At 57.4% G+C, this 16966-nt stretch carries 16 protein-coding genes; 11 read left to right on the top strand and 5 right to left on the bottom strand.

Going from position 1 to position 16966, the window contains the following annotated elements:
• Window positions 1–99: 99 nt before the first annotated feature.
• The 3 genes from HY29_RS06100 to HY29_RS06090 all read right to left on the bottom strand — a co-directional run bounded on the left by HY29_RS06100 (window position 100) and on the right by HY29_RS06090 (window position 2505).
• On the bottom strand, window positions 100–573 hold the full coding sequence (locus HY29_RS06100; RefSeq protein WP_241765145.1) for a bactofilin family protein: 474 nt from the start codon (window positions 571–573) through the stop codon (window positions 100–102).
• A gap of 37 nt (window positions 574–610) precedes the next feature.
• Window positions 611–1834 carry a peptidoglycan DD-metalloendopeptidase family protein gene (locus tag HY29_RS06095; RefSeq protein WP_034794156.1) on the bottom strand — a complete coding sequence of 408 codons (1224 nt, stop codon included), beginning with the start codon at window positions 1832–1834 and terminating at the stop codon, window positions 611–613.
• Window positions 1835–2040: 206 nt separating this feature from the next.
• Complete coding sequence (locus HY29_RS06090) at window positions 2041–2505, bottom strand: peroxiredoxin (RefSeq protein ID WP_034794154.1); 465 nt, start codon at window positions 2503–2505, stop codon at window positions 2041–2043.
• A 99-nt stretch (window positions 2506–2604) separates the two neighbouring features.
• Here HY29_RS06090 and HY29_RS06085 point away from each other — a divergent pair, with 99 nt between their 5' ends.
• Window positions 2605–5988 carry a YhdP family protein gene (locus tag HY29_RS06085; RefSeq protein WP_034794153.1) on the top strand — a complete coding sequence of 1128 codons (3384 nt, stop codon included), beginning with the start codon at window positions 2605–2607 and terminating at the stop codon, window positions 5986–5988.
• Here the strand turns inward: HY29_RS06085 and tyrS are convergent.
• Window positions 5985–7235, bottom strand: coding sequence for a tyrosine--tRNA ligase (tyrS, locus tag HY29_RS06080; RefSeq protein ID WP_034794152.1), 1251 nt, complete (start codon window positions 7233–7235; stop codon window positions 5985–5987). The two genes, HY29_RS06085 and tyrS, sit on opposite strands and share 4 nt — an antisense overlap.
• Window positions 7236–7249: 14 nt before the next feature.
• On the opposite strand from tyrS, the gene HY29_RS06075 reads away from it, so the two are divergent.
• Window positions 7250–8413, top strand: a complete 1164-nt coding sequence (locus tag HY29_RS06075; RefSeq protein WP_081811256.1) for an anhydro-N-acetylmuramic acid kinase — start codon at window positions 7250–7252, stop codon at window positions 8411–8413.
• Here HY29_RS06075 and HY29_RS06070 read toward each other — a convergent pair.
• A complete protein-coding gene (locus tag HY29_RS06070) occupies window positions 8410–9087 on the bottom strand; it encodes an alpha/beta hydrolase (RefSeq protein ID WP_034794151.1) in 678 nt (225 codons plus the stop codon). The two genes, HY29_RS06075 and HY29_RS06070, sit on opposite strands and share 4 nt — an antisense overlap.
• Before the next feature lie 109 nt (window positions 9088–9196).
• Here HY29_RS06070 and HY29_RS06065 point away from each other — a divergent pair, with 109 nt between their 5' ends.
• From HY29_RS06065 to HY29_RS06025, 9 genes are all read left to right on the top strand, one after another.
• Window positions 9197–10342, top strand: coding sequence for a cysteine desulfurase family protein (locus HY29_RS06065; RefSeq protein WP_034794143.1), 1146 nt, complete (start codon window positions 9197–9199; stop codon window positions 10340–10342).
• Between the two features lie 51 nt (window positions 10343–10393).
• Entirely contained in the window at window positions 10394–11956 is a 1563-nt protein-coding gene (sufB, locus tag HY29_RS06060) for a Fe-S cluster assembly protein SufB (protein ID WP_051601195.1), read from the top strand.
• Window positions 11949–12344, top strand: coding sequence for a Cif family virulence factor (locus tag HY29_RS06055; RefSeq protein ID WP_034794140.1), 396 nt, complete (start codon window positions 11949–11951; stop codon window positions 12342–12344). Before sufB ends, HY29_RS06055 begins: the two co-directional genes overlap by 8 nt.
• 84 nt (window positions 12345–12428) lie before the next feature.
• Complete coding sequence (gene sufC, locus HY29_RS06050) at window positions 12429–13190, top strand: Fe-S cluster assembly ATPase SufC (protein ID WP_034794283.1); 762 nt, start codon at window positions 12429–12431, stop codon at window positions 13188–13190.
• Complete coding sequence (locus tag HY29_RS06045) at window positions 13187–14413, top strand: SufB/SufD family protein (protein WP_034794137.1); 1227 nt, start codon at window positions 13187–13189, stop codon at window positions 14411–14413. The genes sufC and HY29_RS06045 overlap by 4 nt, the downstream gene beginning before the upstream one ends.
• Window positions 14410–15633 carry a cysteine desulfurase gene (locus tag HY29_RS06040; protein ID WP_034794133.1) on the top strand — a complete coding sequence of 408 codons (1224 nt, stop codon included), beginning with the start codon at window positions 14410–14412 and terminating at the stop codon, window positions 15631–15633. Before HY29_RS06045 ends, HY29_RS06040 begins: the two co-directional genes overlap by 4 nt.
• An 8-nt stretch (window positions 15634–15641) precedes the next feature.
• The gene (locus HY29_RS06035; protein WP_034794131.1) at window positions 15642–16025 is read left to right on the top strand and encodes an SUF system Fe-S cluster assembly protein; all 384 of its coding nucleotides are present in this window, start codon (window positions 15642–15644) and stop codon (window positions 16023–16025) included.
• A gap of 35 nt (window positions 16026–16060) precedes the next feature.
• Window positions 16061–16420: a HesB/IscA family protein gene (locus HY29_RS06030; protein WP_034794129.1), complete on the top strand. Its 360-nt coding sequence runs from the start codon at window positions 16061–16063 to the stop codon at window positions 16418–16420.
• A gap of 34 nt (window positions 16421–16454) precedes the next feature.
• Window positions 16455–16949 carry a DNA-deoxyinosine glycosylase gene (locus HY29_RS06025; RefSeq protein ID WP_034794127.1) on the top strand — a complete coding sequence of 165 codons (495 nt, stop codon included), beginning with the start codon at window positions 16455–16457 and terminating at the stop codon, window positions 16947–16949.
• The last annotated feature ends 17 nt before the right edge of the window (window positions 16950–16966 follow it).

The following is a 16966-nucleotide window of genomic DNA, read 5'->3' as shown; positions in this document are numbered from 1 at the left end:
GCACAGCTAGCAAGTCTAGCGAAGGCAAGGCTTTGTTCCGAATGGAAAAACAGCGGCCTCCGAAGAAGCCGCTGCCAGTATTCCCGAATGAGGAATGAACTAGGAAGCGTTCGGCGAAATACCGAAGTTCGCATTTGCCGCCGGCGGCGTAACGCTGGCAGATGGTCTGCTTTCGGCTGCGGCGCGAGGCGCTGTGTCCTTCAGCGGATCTTCCGCGTGCTTCACCTGGCCTTCAAATACAGCATTGGACTGGATCTGCAGGGAAGAGTGAACGATGTCGCCTTTAACGTGCGCGCCGGTTTCCAGCTCGACCTTGCGAGCGCGGATGGAACCTTTGATGCGGCCTTTGACCTTGACCACTTCGGCTTTCACTTCGCCGGTAATGTGGCCACTGGCACCGATGGTGATGTCGGTTGCGGTGACGTCGCCGTCCACCACGCCGTCAATCTGAAGCGCGCCTTCAGAGCTGACAGAGCCATTGATCTTCATGTCGGCGCAAATGATGGATGCTGCGCGAGCTGCGGGTTTGGAGGAGGCGCCACGAATGGCATCCTGCGCGGGAGCAGCTTTCATGGGTTCGGCCTGCGGTGGGGTCGAGGCTGAGGATTTATTACTTTTGGTGAACATGACGGCCTGCTTTCAAGAATTTAATAGGATCATATGGTTTGCCGTTGAACCACACTTCGAAATGAAGGTGGTCGCCGGTGCTTCGCCCAGTCGTGCCCATCTTCCCCACAAGGTCACCGACATTAACGATGTCCCCTTTTTTTACCGTAATGGAGCGCAAGTGGCCATAGCGGGACTTGAATCCATGCCCATGGTCGATTTCCACCAGACGCCCGTACCCTGAGCGTGCCCCAGCATAGCTCACAACACCCGGCCCGGAGGCCACGATGGGTGCGTTACGGTAAGCTGCCAGATCAAGCCCATTATGCCAGCCGGGGCGTTTCGTAAAAGGATCGACCCGGACGCCATAATCACTGGTCAGACGGTATGGTACACCGACTGGCCGATTGATCGGCAGACTTTCAAGAATTTGCTCATAATACTGCATTTCAGCGACCCGCGCCTGCGTTTCGGCAAGTCGCTGATAGAATGCGGCGCTTTGATCGGAAACACCATTCGCGCCGGAAGTCAGATTGGCCATGGAGACAAGCGGACCGCCCATTTCCGTGCCGGAGAGAATACGGTCACTGCCTACGGAGGTCAGCTGGATAACGCTGCGCGCACGTTCTGCGCGATCAATGGCCATTTCTTCTGCTTCGTTCAGCATACGCTCCTGATTGTATTTCAGGTTGCGGACGCTGACACGTGTGCCGCTTGTATCCAATGAGGCGGTCATACGGAAACTGTCGCGGGACTGACGTGTATCAGCCTCCTCGATAGATGCTTGGACGAGCAGGTTTGAACCATCACCCTTCAGGGCGGATACTTCCAGATCTTCTTCGCCCTTAAGCTGTTCAAACAGATCTTCCAGAGCTTTCTGGCGATCTTCCCACTCGGCAGTTTCCTTCTGGAAGGCGTCAGTGCGCTCTTCAAGGAGAGACCGGGACAGCGCGTCCTTGGCGCGAAGTTCCTGCACCCAGCGCTCATACTTGGCCAACTCGCGATCATCGGGATTGCCTGTCAGCGCACCGGACGATCCGCCCAGCGCAAATGAACCTGTCAGGAAGATTGTCCACCCGGCAACGGCTGCCGCACCCAGTGCGAAAATGGCCTGCTGCCAAGGAGAAATGGAAATGTAACGGACTGTGCCGCCACTACGATGATATATTTGCCGTTCCGGAAATGCGCGATCGAACGTCGCCTTGAGGTTCGCACTCCATTTCGCCATTCACGCCACCCGTCGACTGGAATCACACCGCCTACTGCAACAGTCTTTACAGCAAGTTCCCAAACCCGTTGCTAATATACATACCTTAATCACTTCGAGACGAAACCCCTAAGGAGCATAATTTGTGCTAATTTTCGCCTCATAGGGTAAACCTCCCATTAATATTAAATTATTTCGCCTTAGACCTTATATTTAATGGAAATTGATCACTCCGGTATGGAGTCAAAAACGTCCTCTGCATGACCCTTCACGCGGACTTTTTTCCAAACTTTAATGATTGTTCCCTTCGGATCTATCAGGAAGGTTTCGCGAGCAATTCCCATATATGTGCGTCCGTACAATTTCTTCTCGACCCAGGTGCCATAGGTTTCGGTTACGGCGCCCGTCTCGTCGCTGGCCAAGATGACTTTGAGTTCGTGCTTCGCAGCAAAATTTTCATGCTTTTTGAGACTGTCACGAGAGACGCCTACAATTTTTGCACCCTTTGCCTCAAATGCGTCTGCGAGGGCAGTGAAGTCCTTCGCTTCATTCGTGCAGCCCGGGGTATTGTCCTTTGGGTAGAAGTACAGGACCAGATAATTGCCTTTGAAATCCCTCAGCTTAACCGGGCCTGATGTGGACGGCATGGAGAAGTCCGGTGCCTTGTCGCCTGCCTCAAGTGTGTCTGCCATGTATTCCTCCTATGGTACGCTCAGATTCAGTTGCATATATCGCTAGTAAGCCGTTGTTCGTGGTTCAAGTAACCTCCCTCACCAGACCGGAGCCGAGATTTGGTCCGTAAGAAAGCCTCACTCATCGTTCTCGAGATTCTGGGCGGCTTGATTCTACTGGCTATTGTTCTCGCGGGAATTCTGGTCTTCCGGCTCTCAAGCGGCCCGATCAAACTCGAAATGTTTCGGGATGATATCGAGAAAGCGATTTCCAGTGCCAGGAATGGCCGGCCTGTTACCCTCGATGATGTCTATCTTGAATGGTCCACCAAGGATCGCCGGGTTCTGGTGACAGGTAATGATCTTCGCCTGATGGATGATGATGGCAACGTGGCCGCCGAGGCCAAGCGCGCCAGAATCGTTCTGGCTGGCTCTGCACTCGTCTTCGGGGATGTCGAGGTTCTCGGGTTGGCGATGCAGGATGGCTGGGTCAATGTTGACGAGACAGCAGACGGTACGTGGCGCGTTGGCGGAGATCCTCTGCCAGAGCTGCCGGAAGGCACCTTGCCACAAAATCCTTCAGAATGGCTGGATCGCGCCAACACCGTGCTTCCACAAGTGCTGACGGCCCTTCAGCAAGCACAGCAAGAGTTCAGCCTCGAACGGGTGTCTTTCGAGAATTTTGAAATCCGGGTGAAGGACGCTCAAGGTGCGCCTGTCATGCAGCTGATCGATTCCCGGGGGCTGATGTCCAGGGATGAGGATGGCCTCAGCCTGTCGGTTTCCGGAAGCGGTGTTGGCGAAGGCCTGCCTGGCGGAGTGGCAATGGACATCCGCACGAGCGATCTCAGCCAGCGCATGTCTGCCGAGTTCGCTGTAGCAGACTGGCCGCTTGCAGACCTTGCAAGCCGTTTTGGTGTCGGCGGGGAAAACCTGACCGGCCTGCCGGCCGATGTCTCCGTTGAGTTTGATACATCGGCAAGTGCCGGTGTCGAACAGGTGGCTCTCAAGGCGCATCTGGCGGAAGGAAAAATACCTTTTGGCGGCGAAGCGCGGGATGTTTCCGACCTGGATGTCACGCTGACTTACAAGGCCGGAGAGGACCAGCTGGATCTTGTGGGGACAAGTACAAAGGCGGGGCCGGTCTCAGGAGAGCTTTCCCTCAGCCTGAACGACGCCCTGAAGGGCACAGGACCCAGGCCTTTCCAGATGCAGAGCAAGGATCTTGTGCTTGATCTGACTCCGGGCTTTGAAACTGCCCTGCAGCTTGGAGCCGTAAATTTCAAAGGTCATATCGATCTGCCAGAGCGCCGCATTGAGAAGACGCATGCGACCTTTCGTTATGGCGAAACGCTCTTCAAGGCCGACCTTGATCTTGCCCTGACCAAGGACAAGAAAGAGAATGAGCCGCCTATTCTGGGCACGATCGAATTGGAAACAGAAGGCGCTGTCACCAAGAATACTGTTCTGGCTCTCTGGCCTGTCGGGCTGGGTACGGGCGCGCGCAACTTCACAGACGAGCGTATCGAAGCAGCAGATGTCTCCGGCCTGAAGGGGCGTCTCGAGCTCAAGCGTGACAGTCTGGCCGAAGGGTATCTCAGAGATGAGGATCTGAACCTCACCTTTAATGTTACGGGCGCGCAGGTGCGTTTTCTGGATGATTTGCCCGCTGTGAAAAATGCTGCAGGCAAGGGACGTCTGACGGGCAACAGCTTTCGTGTGACGGTCGATTCAGCTGACTATGGCGGTTGGGATGTCGACGAGGCTCTGGTCGACTTTCCGGCCTTTAATCCCAAGGGAGAGGACTTCCGGGTATTTGCCAAAGGCAGGGGGCCTGTTCAGAATATTATTCGCATTCTCAATGAATCTCGCCTGCAGCTTGATTTTGATGCCGAGCGTCTAAGCGGAGATGCCGAAATGACATTCGAGATGTTCCGTCCTGCGCTTGACGATGTTCCGTATGAAGATGTCCGTTTCACCGCCATTGGCACTCTGGAGAATGGCGGCCTGAAGAATGCTGCTCTGGGTCTGAATTTGAAAGAAGCGTCCTCCAAGATCAATGTCGATCAGGATGGGATCATGATTTCCGGTTTCGGAGAACTCGGCCCTGCACCAGTCCAATATACTTGGCGGGATGGGTTCAATGATGATGATCAACCCTCTGCGCTCACCGCGAGTGCGATCATAACAGCGGATGTGCTGAACCGGTTTGGTTTGCCGGGCAGGGCATATCTGACCGGAGAAGTTCCGGCAGAAATCCAGGCCTCTATCGCAGATGAGTCTGTGTCTCTCGCGACGATCTCAGCAGATCTGACTGAGGCGCGCATTGATTTGTCTGAATTGGGCTGGATCAAGCCTGCGGGAGACAGCGGCAAGGTGTCTGTCGTCTATTCGAACAAGGAAGACGGTTTTTCATCTGATGTGCTATTCACCAGTGCGGAGGCCTATTTTGACGGCACATTTGCGCTGGGCAAGGATTCCCGCCTGATCTCTGCAGACGTGCGGCGCGCCTATCTGGCCGATACGGCTGACGTAAAAGGAGATGTGCGCAGGGGGGATGATGGTAATCTCGTCGTTGGTCTGGAGGGGACATATCTGGACCTTACGGGCGCGCTTCCTGGTCTCGGTGCGATTGAGAACGCTGACTCCGATAATGGAACGCCGCTGCGGGTGGATGCCAATCTGGATACGCTGACCCTTGGGCCGGGATTGAATGTTCGCGGTGCCACCGCGTCATGGTATTCAACATCTGCAGGGATGCAGCGCTTTGCTGCCAATGGGGCCACCGATGATGGCTCTCCGTTCGAAGTGAACCTTGATGGCACGGGAACTGACGGCACAGATATTCACGTCGTGAGTGGCGATGCGGGGTTTCTGGCCAGCGCCTTTCTCGGTCTGGACTTTCTGGAAGGTGGCAAGCTTGAGGTGGATGGAAAGCTTGCGCCAAAAGGCCAGGCCTCAAAGTTTGAGATTGTCATTACGAATGGCAGGGTACGGAATGCGCCTGTTCTCACGCAGATACTTTCCCTGGCTTCCCTGCGTGGTCTGGCGGACACCCTTGGCGGCGAAGGCGTGCTCTTCTCACGCATAGATATTCCGCTGACGCTGGCAGCGGACCGCTATGTCGTGACAGGCGGCAAGGCCCAGGGGCCGGCGCTGGGTTTGACCGTGAACGGATTTCTTGAGTCCGGGACAAATGAGATCAGCGTGGATGGCGTTCTCGTGCCCAGCTTCGGGATGAACTCCGCACTCGGTAGCATTCCGATCATCGGGGACCTTGTTGTTGGCCGCGATGGCGAAGGTGTTTTTTCGCTGACCTACAGCGTGCGGGGAAGCCTTGAAAAAGCGAACGTGTCCGTGAACCCGCTATCCGCCCTGGCGCCTGGGGTTATCCGCCGAGTGTTTGAAAACCCGGCGGATACATCCATTCCAGAGGCCAAGCCTCGGCCCGAAGATGAGCCGATCCCGTCCGAACTGCCGCCTATTCCTGAAGAGGAATTCTAGACTGCTTTCACCAGGGCGTGACGCTTCTTGCCGGCCGATAGCTTAATCGTACCGTCGACGATATCATCTGCTGACAAAGCGGCATTCTGGTCTTTGACCTGAACATCATTCACCTTGGCGGCGCCTTGCTTGATCAGTCTGCGGGCCTCGCCATTGGACTCGGTCAGGCCGGCGGCCATGAAGGCTGCTGCGACCAGCATGCCGCCTACAATCTCTTCTTTGGTGACTTCGACGGTTGGCAGTGCTTCAGCCGAGCCTCCTTGCGCGAAAACCGCTGAGGCCGCTGCTTCAGCTTCCTTCGCGGCGGCCTCGCCATGCAGCAGCGTGGTTGCCTCATTGGCCAGCGTAACCTTCGCCTGATTGATCTCTGCGCCTTCGAGAGATTCGAGGCGGGCGATCTCGTCGAGGGGCAGCTCGGTGAACAGGCGCAAGAAGCGGCCTACGTCCGCGTCTTCGGTATTGCGCCAGAACTGCCAGTACTCATACGGGCTCTTGCGGTCAGCATTCAGCCAGACAGCGCCATCCGCTGTCTTGCCCATCTTTCCGCCAGATGCCGTCGTGATGAGGTGCGCCGTGAGACCGTACACTTCGCCGCCATCGGCCTTGTGGACCAGGTCAACACCGCCAACGATGTTGCCCCATTGGTCAGACCCGCCAAACTGCAGGCGGCAATTCTGCCGACGGAACAGTTCAAGGTAGTCATAGGACTGCATCAACAGGTAGTTGAATTCGAGGAAGGTGTAGGGCTGCTCATTGGTGAGGCGGCGGGCAACCGTATCCTGTTTCACCATTGTGTTGATGGTGAAGTGCACGCCCACTTCGCGCAGCATGTCGATATAGCCGACCTTGCTCAGCCAGTCGTCATTATTGACCATGATGGCATCCGTCGGGCCGTCGCCGAACTTCAGGAACGGTTCGAATGCCTTCTTGATACCGGCTATGTTCGCTTCGATCTGCTCATTGGTCAGCAGCGGGCGAGACTTTTCCTTGTCGGTCGGGTCGCCCACTTTCGTGGTGCCGCCGCCCATCAGGACGATCGGCTTGCCCCCAGCCTTCTGAAGGCGGCGCAGCATCATGATCTGCAACAGGGAGCCGACGTGAAGGCTATCCGCCGTCGCGTCGAAGCCGATATAACCAATCGGAGTCCCTTGGTCGCAATACGTATCCAGTTCCTTTGGATGCGTGACTTGCTTGATGTAACCCCGGTCTGAGAGGGTCTTCAGGAATTCCGACTTGTATTCGCTCATTTTCTCGTGTCTCCGTGAGGAAGCCGCGCGTACCATGGAAAGAGGTGATCTTGAACTCTGTGAGTGAAAAATCTGAATACCAATGGGTCGCAGGCTTTATGTCCGGCACTTCCCTGGATGCCGTTGATGCCGCCTTGATCCTGACGGATGGCGAGAATGTGCTGGATTTTGGCGCGACGGCCGAGCGTAAATATCTGCCGGAAGAGCGCCTTATTCTGCAGCAGGCAACAGAGGCCGCCCGCGCCTGGAACTGGACAGGCGAGCCACCCGCGGCCCTTTTTGCGCAGGCTCGCACTGTCATCACCTCAACCCACCAGGAGACCTGGCAGGCGCTGCTCGACGCATGGGACGGACCTCGGCCTGCCCTTGCTGGCGTGCACGGTCAGACGGTTTTGCACAGGGCACCTAAAGATAGCCAGAAGGGTGAGACGCTTCAGCTGATTGATGGGCCCGCGATGCACCGCGCTCTAGGGGTGCCGCTCGCTTATGATTTCAGGACGCATGACGTTTCCCAAGGCGGGCAAGGTGCGCCCTTAGCGCCAGCCTACCATGCTGCGCTGTTGCGCCGGCTCGGGGATGAAACGTCCTGCGTGCTGAATCTGGGGGGCGTTGCCAACATCACGGTGCGCACTTCAGACGGAACGCTGGTTGCCTTCGATACCGGACCAGCCAACGGCCCAGTTGATGAGTGGGTGGAGGCTCACAGGCAGGGCACGCATGATGTCGATGGCAGGCTTGCTGCGGCGGGGCAGGTTGATGAGGGCTTGCTTGCCGGCTTGCTTGAACGTGACTGGTTCCGCCAGCCACCTCCGAAATCTCTGGACCGTTATGATTTCAGCGCTGAAATGGTGCGTGGCCTGTCTCTGGAGGATGGTGCAGCGACGCTGACAGCATTCTCTGCGCGGGCTGTTGCAGCGGGTCTCTCGCAACTGGCCGAATACCCCCGGCGCGTAATCGCCTGTGGCGGAGGGCGGCATAATCCGACACTTATGGCTTTCCTGCGCGCAGCAATGGCGTGTCCCGTCCTGACGGCAGAAGAGGTTGGCTGGCGCGGGGATTCGATTGAGGCGGAGGCGTTTGCCTATCTGGCAGCGCGAACCGCAAAGGGCCTGCCCATCAGCTGGCCGGATACGACGGGCGTTCCGGCTCCGCTGACAGGCGGCATATTGCTGGATTAGTCTTTTTCAGCTTCCAGCCGCAGCTTTTCTTCGGCATCTGCCAGACGCTGCAGAAGGTATTCCTCGCAAAGGCCGATCAGCTCTTCGCGTTTGTCCTGATAGAAGTGGTTGGCCCCTTTGATGCGGGCGCGGTCAATCTGTTCACCCTTCTGAACGCGAACCTTGGTCAGCGCGCGCTCAACATCTTCAGGTGAGGAGATCGAGTCGGAGTCGCCAGAGACGATCAGGCCTGAGGCCGGACAGGGTGCCAGGAAGGACAGGTCATAATGGTTGGCCGGCGGGGAGACTGCCAGGAAGCCGTCGATCTCGGGGCGACGCATCAGCAGCTGAAGCGTGATCCAGGCTCCGAAGCTGTACCCGGCGCACCAAACAAAGCGGGGGCTTTCAGACAGGTTCTCGACATAATCGAGCACATAGGCGGCATCTTCCAGCTCACCTACGCCCTGGTCGTATTGGCCCTGGCTGCGGCCGACGCCGCGAGAATTGTACCGCAGGACGCCGAAGCCGTGTCTCTCGAACATCTGATACAGCATGATCGTGATCGGATCCTGCATGGTACCGCCTGCTTTCGGGTGAGGATGCAGGATCAGAGCAATGGGCGCGCCTTCATAAGGCGGCTCAGTGTAGCGTGCTTCAATGCGGCCCTGTGGGCCAGGAATTATGAGTTCTGCCATGTTATACTCGCTGGTCACGGGGGAAGGGCGCGGTCATAAGCCATTTGCTGTATGAAAAGCAAATTTTTCTGCACCTGCAAAAAACGCCGGAAGTACGTATATTCATTACATGATCTATGCAGACCACAATGCAACCTCTCCTCTGAGGCCCGAAGCCCGTGATGCCATGCAGGCTGTTTGGGACATGGGAGCGACCAACCCGTCATCGGTCCACACGGCCGGACGGGCAGCGCGCGCTGTATTGGAAAAAGCACGTGCGGCCATTGGCGGGGCCATTGGTAGCCGCGCGGAAGACGTGGTGCTGACCAGTGGCGGCACGGAGGCTGACAATCTGGCCATTCACGGAATCGTGGCGGCATTGGAAGGCAAATGTACCTTTTTGGTCTCGGCGATTGAACATGAGGCGATTGCGAAGGCGGCGGCTTTCTCAGGCGCACGTGTCGAAACAGCCTATGTCACGCCGGAAGGCATTATTGATCTTGAGGATCTCACCGCGCGCCTGTCGGATTGGGACCATGACGCCAAGGGCGTTCCGGTCCTGTGCCTGATGCTGGCGAATAATGAGACAGGCGTGATCCAGCCAGTGGCTGAGGCGGCGGCCCTGGTGCGCGAGGCCGAAGGGCTGACCGTCTGTGATGCAGTTCAGGGGCTCGGCAAGATCCCGGTCAATGTGGCCATGCTGGGCGTCGATTATCTCAGCCTGTCCGCGCACAAGATTGGCGGGCCGCAGGGCGCGGGCGCCTTGTGGCACCGGGCAGGCGCGCCATTGAAGGCGGTTCAGCAGGGCGGCGGTCAGGAGCGCGGCCTGCGCTCAGGCACGGAAAACGTAGCGGCGTTTGCCGGATTTCATGCCGCAATCGAAGCGGCCCTGCGCGACATGCCAAAATATGCTAAACTATCGACACATCGTGACGAGATGGAGCGCCGACTGGAAGAAGTGGCAGGCGTGACAGTCATGGGCAAGGGCGCAGACCGTCTGGCTGGTACATCCAATTTCGCCTTGCCTGGCTTTGCGGCCGAAACGCAGGTGATGGCCATGGATCTGGCTGGCGTCTGTATTTCAGCCGGGTCTGCATGTTCGTCTGGAAAGGTGAAGCGCTCGCTCGTATTGCTGGCCATGGGCGCATCTGATGCCCTTGCGGAATCTGCAATCCGCACCAGCTTTGGATGGAATAGCACGCCGGAAGACTTTAAAGGCGTGGCAGATGCGTGGTTACAGGCGGCCAAACGCACAGTGCTGAAGGAAAAAGCCTGACCTGGTTGCCGGGATATTGCTCCCAGACCTGATTGAGAAGAAAGACTTGGTATGGATTGCTGCGGCGGCATCGACGAACATGAAGACGACTGCACCGATGTAAAGGTGAAGGACAGCATCGACGCGGGCACTGTCGAGGCGGCAAAGCGCCTGCAGTCTGAAAACTATTCGGCGGGCTTTTCCACCGACATCGAAATGGACATGGCGCCCAAGGGCCTGTCAGAGGACACGATCCGTTTCATTTCCGCGAAGAAGAATGAGCCCGAATGGCTGCTCGAATGGCGCCTGGCTGCGTACAAGCGCTGGCTGACCATGGAAGAGCCGACCTGGGCGATGGTGAGCTATCCAGAGATCAATTATCAGGATTATTACTACTACGCGGCCCCGAAAACGGGCGCGAAGTATGAGTCGATCGATGACGTACCGAAGGAAATCCTCGAAACCTATGAGAAGCTGGGCATCCCGCTTCGCGAGGCCGAGGTTCTGCTGGGCGTCGAGGGCGCAGCGGAAACTGCCGCGACGGCCCGGGAGACGCCGCGTGTAGCCGTCGATGCCGTGTTCGATTCCGTATCGGTCGCGACCACGTTCCGGAAGGAGCTGGAAAAGGCTGGCGTGATCTTCATGTCGATTTCCGAAGCCGTGCATGAGTATCCGGATCTGGTGAAGAAGTATCTGGGCACGGTGGTGCCGCAATCCGACAATTTCTTCGCGACGCTGAACAGCGCCGTCTTCTCTGACGGAACGTTTGTCTATGTGCCCAAAGGCGTGCGCTGCCCGATGGAGCTATCGACCTATTTCCGCATGAACGCCGAGAATACCGGCCAGTTCGAGCGGACGCTCATCGTGTGCGACGAGGGGGCCTATGTCTCTTATCTTGAAGGCTGCACGGCGCCGATGCGTGACGAGAACCAGCTGCATGCCGCTGTGGTGGAGCTGGTTGCGCTGGAAGATGCCGAGATCAAATACTCCACGGTCCAGAACTGGTGGCCAGGCGATGAAGACGGCAAGGGCGGAATCTACAATTTCGTGACGAAGCGCGGCGACTGCCGCGGGGACCGTTCCAAGATCAGCTGGACACAAGTCGAGACTGGCTCAGCCGTGACCTGGAAGTATCCGTCCTGCATTTTGCGCGGCGATGACAGCGTGGGTGAGTTCTACTCCATCGCCGTCACCAATGGCCGCCAGCAGGCTGATACAGGCACCAAGATGATCCACCTTGGCAAGCGCACGCGCAGCCGGATCATCTCCAAGGGCATTTCGGCTGGCAAATCCAACAATACCTATCGCGGCCTCGTCTCGGTGAACAAAAAGGCCGACAAGGCCCGGAACTTCACCCAGTGCGACAGCCTGCTGATTGGTGACCGCTGCGGCGCGCATACGGTGCCCTATGTCGAAAACCGCCGGGCCGATGCCCAGTTGGAGCATGAGGCGACGACAACCAAGCTGTCAGATGATCAGCTTTTCTATGTGCGCCAGCGCGGCATTGCAGAGGAAGAGGCGGTTGCCTTGCTTGTTAACGGCTTTGTGCGTGAGGTTCTGCAGGAGCTGCCCATGGAGTTCGCCGTGGAAGCCCAGAGCCTTCTGAAGGTCAGTCTGGAGGGTAGCGTTGGTTGATCCAGACGCTTTCCAGACATGGTTAGACGCCTATTCTCGGGCTGTTGAGGCCAGGAATGCGGATCAGCTGGCAAAAGTGTTCTCCGTTTCCGCGCACTTTCTGAAAACCCCGTTTGACCGCGCTCTTGAGGGACGAGATGCGATTTGTCGCGAATATGAGGCATCGTGGAGCCGACTGGAGCGCGGTGTTTTCGAGATCAAGCGGATTGGAGATGGCTGGGCGCACTGGTCTCAAGGCGGTACAATCATTGCCCTGGACGAGCCATGGAGAGCTGACGGCATCTTGAAGGCGGAACTGAATGAGGCCGGGCTGTGCACCCGTTTGACCCTGTGGACGGAAACCCTCTCAGTGCGCGAAGCCGACATGTTGGCCCAGCGTGACGCCTGAACCCGGCCTACAGCATTCACCTAAACCAACCTTTTCCTGCATCAGGGGCTTTTCCCGGGCCTCATGCCCGCTTACATGCGCACCATGTTGAAGATTGAGAATCTGACCGCGACTGTCGGCGAAGAAGACGAGGCCAAAACCATTATCAATGGTCTCGACCTGGAAGTGCCTGCTGGGGAAGTCCATGCCATCATGGGGCCTAACGGCGCCGGTAAATCGACCCTGTCCTATGTCCTGACGGGCCGTGATGGCTATGAGGTCACGGGCGGCTCTGCGACTCTGAACGGCGAAGACATTCTGGGCATGGATCCGGAAGAGCGTGCCGCGAAGGGCCTGTTCCTGTCCTTCCAGTATCCTGTCGAGATTCCTGGCGTGCCGGTGATGACCTTTGTACGTGCGGCGATGAACTCGCAGCGCAAGGCGCGCGGTGAAGACGAGATTTCTGCGCCTGATTTCATCAAGAAATCCCGCGAACTTGGCCAGAAGCTGAAACTGGACGCCGACATGCTGAAGCGTCCGCTGAATGTCGGCTTTTCCGGCGGCGAGAAGAAGCGGCTCGAAATCTATCAGATGATGATGCTGGAGCCGAAATTCCTGATCCTCGACGAGACGGATTCTGGCCTTGATATCGACGCTTTGAAGACTGTCTCTGATGGGGTGAACGCCATGCGCTCACCCGATCGCGGCATGCTGGTGATCACGCACTATCAGCGCCTTTTGGATCATATCCAGCCTGACAAGGTGCATGTGCTGGCCAAGGGCCGCATCATCGCGACCGGCGGACCTGAATTGGCGCATCGTCTGGAAAAAGAAGGTTATGATGGAGTTCTGGGAGAAGTGGCGTGACCACAGCTCTTCGCGACCTCATCTCCAACCCGAATACCGCAGAGCTTGAGCTGATTGCCCGGTATGGCATGCAGCCGGAAGATCCGCGGCGCGAGCGGCTGTTCGAAGCGTTTGCGCAAACCGGCCTGCCCACGCGGCGTATGGAAGCGTGGAAGTGGACGGATTTCAAAGCCGCGCTGAGCGCGCTTGATCGTCCAGCTAGCCAGAGCGCCTCTGACCCGCTGGCATCTGATGACGCATTATGCTTCCGTTTTTCGCCGGATGGGTTTGAATATCCCAAGGATCTGCCGGAAGGCATCCACCTGTTTGTAAAGCCTGAGCCACAAGCGCTTGGCTCTGCTGAGGATGTGCCGCTCGGCGCGCTCGCTGCAGCACTTGCAGGCTCCAAGACGCGTCCAGGAACGCTGATGATTGAAGTGACGGCAGCTGATCTGCCACGCCTTCACTTTGCGTTCGGCGGCGAAGGTGAAGCGAGCTTTGCCCGCGTGACAATCGTTGTGCGGCCCGGCGCTGAACTTTCTGTTTCGGAAAGCTATCTCGGGGGCGCTGGGTTCCTGTCTTCCGTGTTCGAATATAGTCTCCAGGGCGATGCGAAGCTAAACCGGACGGTTTATCAACGCGGCGCAGACCAGGAGACAATGGCGGCGACTGCGCTTGTTCAGTTGGAAGGCGCGTCTGAGTACACGCAGACCAGTTTGGCTTTTGGTGCAAAACTGGCCCGGTTGGAAACGCGCCTTGTCCACAAGGAAGCCGGAGCCAAGGCAATCATGAATGCTGCGTACCTTGTTGGAAAAGGTCTGCATGCTGATATTACGACGCATGTGCGCCACGGTGCGCCGTCCTGTATTACGCGGCAGATGACCAAGGGCGCTGTGCTTGATGGCGGCACGGGTGTCTTCCAGGGCAAATTCCATGTGCCCCGTACAGCCGGGCAATACACCGATGCCGACATGCAGCATAAAGCCTTGCTGCTGGAAGAAGGCGCGGTTGTGTTTGCCAAGCCAGAGCTTGAGATTTATGCCGACGATGTGGAATGCGCACACGGTAATACGTGCGGCGCGCTGGATGCGAACCAGCTGTTTTACATGCGTCAGCGCGGCATTCCGGAACGCGCCGCACGGGCCCTGTTGACCGAAGCCTTCATCGCCGAAGCTGTGGAAACGGCGGGGGATCTGAAAGATATTTTGCGTGATGAAGCCAGCAACTGGTTGGCCGAGTCATGAGTAGGGCGCTGGACATAGACGCCATTCGGGCAGAGTTTCCGATCCTGTCGCGTGAGGTGAACGGCAAGCCGCTGGTCTATCTGGATAATGCCGCGAGTGCGCAGAAGCCAAATGCGGTGATTGATGCAATCGCCAATCAGTCCCGTACAGCCTACGCCAATGTCCACCGGGGCATTCATACGCTGTCGAATGAAACGACTGAAGCGTATGAGGCGGCCCGCGAAACGTGCCGTGCGTATCTGAATGCTGCGTCTACGGATAATATTGTTTTCACCAAAGGCTCGACCGAAGGCATAAATCTTGTTGCGTCAGCACTGGCAGGTGAGATCCGTCCAGGGGACGAGATTGTGCTCTCCATTATGGAGCACCACTCGAACATTGTTCCGTGGCATTTCCTGCGCGAACGGCATGGCGCTGTACTGAAATGGGTCGGCCTCCACGAGGACGGCTCGCTCAATATGGAAGAGCTGGCCGAGGCTATCGGGCCGAAGACCCGTATGGTTGCCATCACACATATGAGTAACGTACTGGGCACCGTCACTGAGATGGCGAAGATTTGCCAATTGGCCCACGATGCTGACGCTCAGGTGTTGGCAGATGGCAGCCAGGCCGCCGTACACATTCCGGTTGATGTGCAGGCGCTGGGCGTCGACTGGTACGTTATGACCGGCCACAAGCTCTACGGCCCCAGCGGCATTGGCGTGCTGTACGGCACGGCCGAAGCGCTGGATCGCGCGCGCCCCTATCAGGGCGGCGGCGAGATGATCGAAGTCGTGACCCGTGATCGCGTCACATACAATACTGCGCCGCATAAATTCGAAGCTGGCACGCCGCCTATTCTGGAGGCTATCGGCCTGGGGGTCGCGCTGAAATGGATCAAGGCGTTTGATCATGCGGAAATCGAAGCGCATGAAGTGGCGCTTTATAATCGTGCCTATGACGGGCTGCGCGGCGTGAATGGCATGACGGTTCACGGCACGACACCAGACAAAGGCGCTGTACTTACATTTAGCCTGCAAGGGGCCCATCCACACGATCTGGCGCAAATTCTGGATCGCTATGGCGTTGCCATCCGCGCGGGCCACCACTGTGCCCAGCCACTGATGGAGCATCTGGGCGTCAGCGCCACGGCGCGGGCAAGTTTCGCAATCTACAACACTGAGGCCGAAGTGGACGCTTTCATTGAAGCGCTCGCCAAGGCCCGGGAAATGCTGGTATAGAGGGCACCATGGCAGATGATATGACATCTCGCGACATGGTCGATGTTTCAGAGGATGCGGCGCCTTCGGCGATTCCGCAGGATGAGCTGAACAAGATCACCGATGCGCTGATCGAGGCATTCAAGACGGTATTCGACCCGGAAATCCCGGTCGATATCTATGAATTGGGCCTGATCTATAAAGTCGACATTGATGATGACCGCAAAGTGGACGTGGAAATGACCCTCACGGCTCCAGGATGCCCGGTGGCGGGCGATATGCCGGGCTGGGTGGAGACGGCCGCGCGAACTGTAGAGGGCATCAAGGATGTCGAGGTACACCTTACCTTCGATCCGCCTTGGGATCCGTCCCGTATGTCCGATGAAGCGCGTCTTGCGCTGAACATGCTTTAATTGAACCTGAACCCTATCCTTCCTATCTAGTCAGTATGGCCAGAAGACCGAGACCCAAACCCGTAAAGCTCACTGACGCCGCTGCAGAGCGCGTTAAGGAGATCATGCAGGAAAAAGGCGCCGGCTATTTGCGCGTTGGCGTGAAGAATGGCGGCTGTGCTGGCATGGAATATGTCATGGATTACGCCACCGCGCCGGAAACTCTGGATGAGGTGGTGGAAGACAATGGCGTGACCATCCTGATAGATGCCAAAGCCGTCCTGTTTCTGCTGGGCAGTGAAGTCGATTATGAAGTCACTCCGCTGCACGAGAAATTTGTGTTTCGGAACCCGAACCAGACAGATGCCTGCGGATGCGGTGAAAGCGTCACGATTGTGCCGGCTGTAGACGCCTGAGGCCCCTGAATCTGATTGCCGGAGCAGGGCCCGAATGATCATTCAGAGCTTTGATCCGATCGCGGCCCCTGATGCGAGAATTCTTATTCTTGGTAGCATGCCTGGCGTCGCCTCCCTTGAGGCAGGGCAATACTATGCCCATCCCCGCAATGCATTCTGGCCCATCATGGGGGAATTGTTTGGCGCGGGCCCGGACAAGCCCTATGAGACGCGTGCGCAGATCCTCAAGACTCAAGGTGTCGCCGTGTGGGATGTGCTTCAGTTCTGCAAACGAGAAGGTAGTCTCGATTCCAATATCAAGGCCGAAGTGCCGAATGACTTTTCTGGCTTTTTTTTCAGGCATCCAAATATTCGCCGTGTCGCGCTGAATGGCGGAAAGGCTGCCAAGAGTTTTGACCGCTTTGCGCGTGATCATCTGCCGCCATCGGCGCAGGCACTTGCCGTGCCGTCCACCAGCCCAGCCTATGCGGCCATGCGGTTTCAACAGAAGTGTGCCCTATGGCGTGCTGCGCTTCTGGGCGATAACTGACAGGGTTCAGCTTTATG

It is taken from the genome of Hyphomonas beringensis (genome assembly GCF_000682755.1).
GTDB lineage: Bacteria > Pseudomonadota > Alphaproteobacteria > Caulobacterales > Hyphomonadaceae > Hyphomonas > Hyphomonas beringensis.
This window is presented reverse-complemented; position numbering and strand designations above follow the sequence as displayed.

Coding starts and splice junctions, on each gene's coding strand:
- HY29_RS06100 (WP_241765145.1), bottom strand. CDS start 573: ATGAAAGCTGCTCCCGCGCAGGATGCCATTCGTGGCGCCTCCTCCAAA.
- HY29_RS06095 (WP_034794156.1), bottom strand. CDS start 1,834: ATGGCGAAATGGAGTGCGAACCTCAAGGCGACGTTCGATCGCGCATTT.
- HY29_RS06090 (WP_034794154.1), bottom strand. CDS start 2,505: ATGGCAGACACACTTGAGGCAGGCGACAAGGCACCGGACTTCTCCATG.
- tyrS (WP_034794152.1), bottom strand. CDS start 7,235: ATGAGCGAATACAAGTCGGAATTCCTGAAGACCCTCTCAGACCGGGGT.
- HY29_RS06070 (WP_034794151.1), bottom strand. CDS start 9,087: ATGGCAGAACTCATAATTCCTGGCCCACAGGGCCGCATTGAAGCACGC.
- HY29_RS06065 (WP_034794143.1), top strand. CDS start 9,197: ATGATCTATGCAGACCACAATGCAACCTCTCCTCTGAGGCCCGAAGCC.
- sufB (WP_051601195.1), top strand. CDS start 10,394: ATGGATTGCTGCGGCGGCATCGACGAACATGAAGACGACTGCACCGAT.
- sufC (WP_034794283.1), top strand. CDS start 12,429: ATGTTGAAGATTGAGAATCTGACCGCGACTGTCGGCGAAGAAGACGAG.
- HY29_RS06040 (WP_034794133.1), top strand. CDS start 14,410: ATGAGTAGGGCGCTGGACATAGACGCCATTCGGGCAGAGTTTCCGATC.
- HY29_RS06035 (WP_034794131.1), top strand. CDS start 15,642: ATGGCAGATGATATGACATCTCGCGACATGGTCGATGTTTCAGAGGAT.
- HY29_RS06030 (WP_034794129.1), top strand. CDS start 16,061: ATGGCCAGAAGACCGAGACCCAAACCCGTAAAGCTCACTGACGCCGCT.
- HY29_RS06025 (WP_034794127.1), top strand. CDS start 16,455: ATGATCATTCAGAGCTTTGATCCGATCGCGGCCCCTGATGCGAGAATT.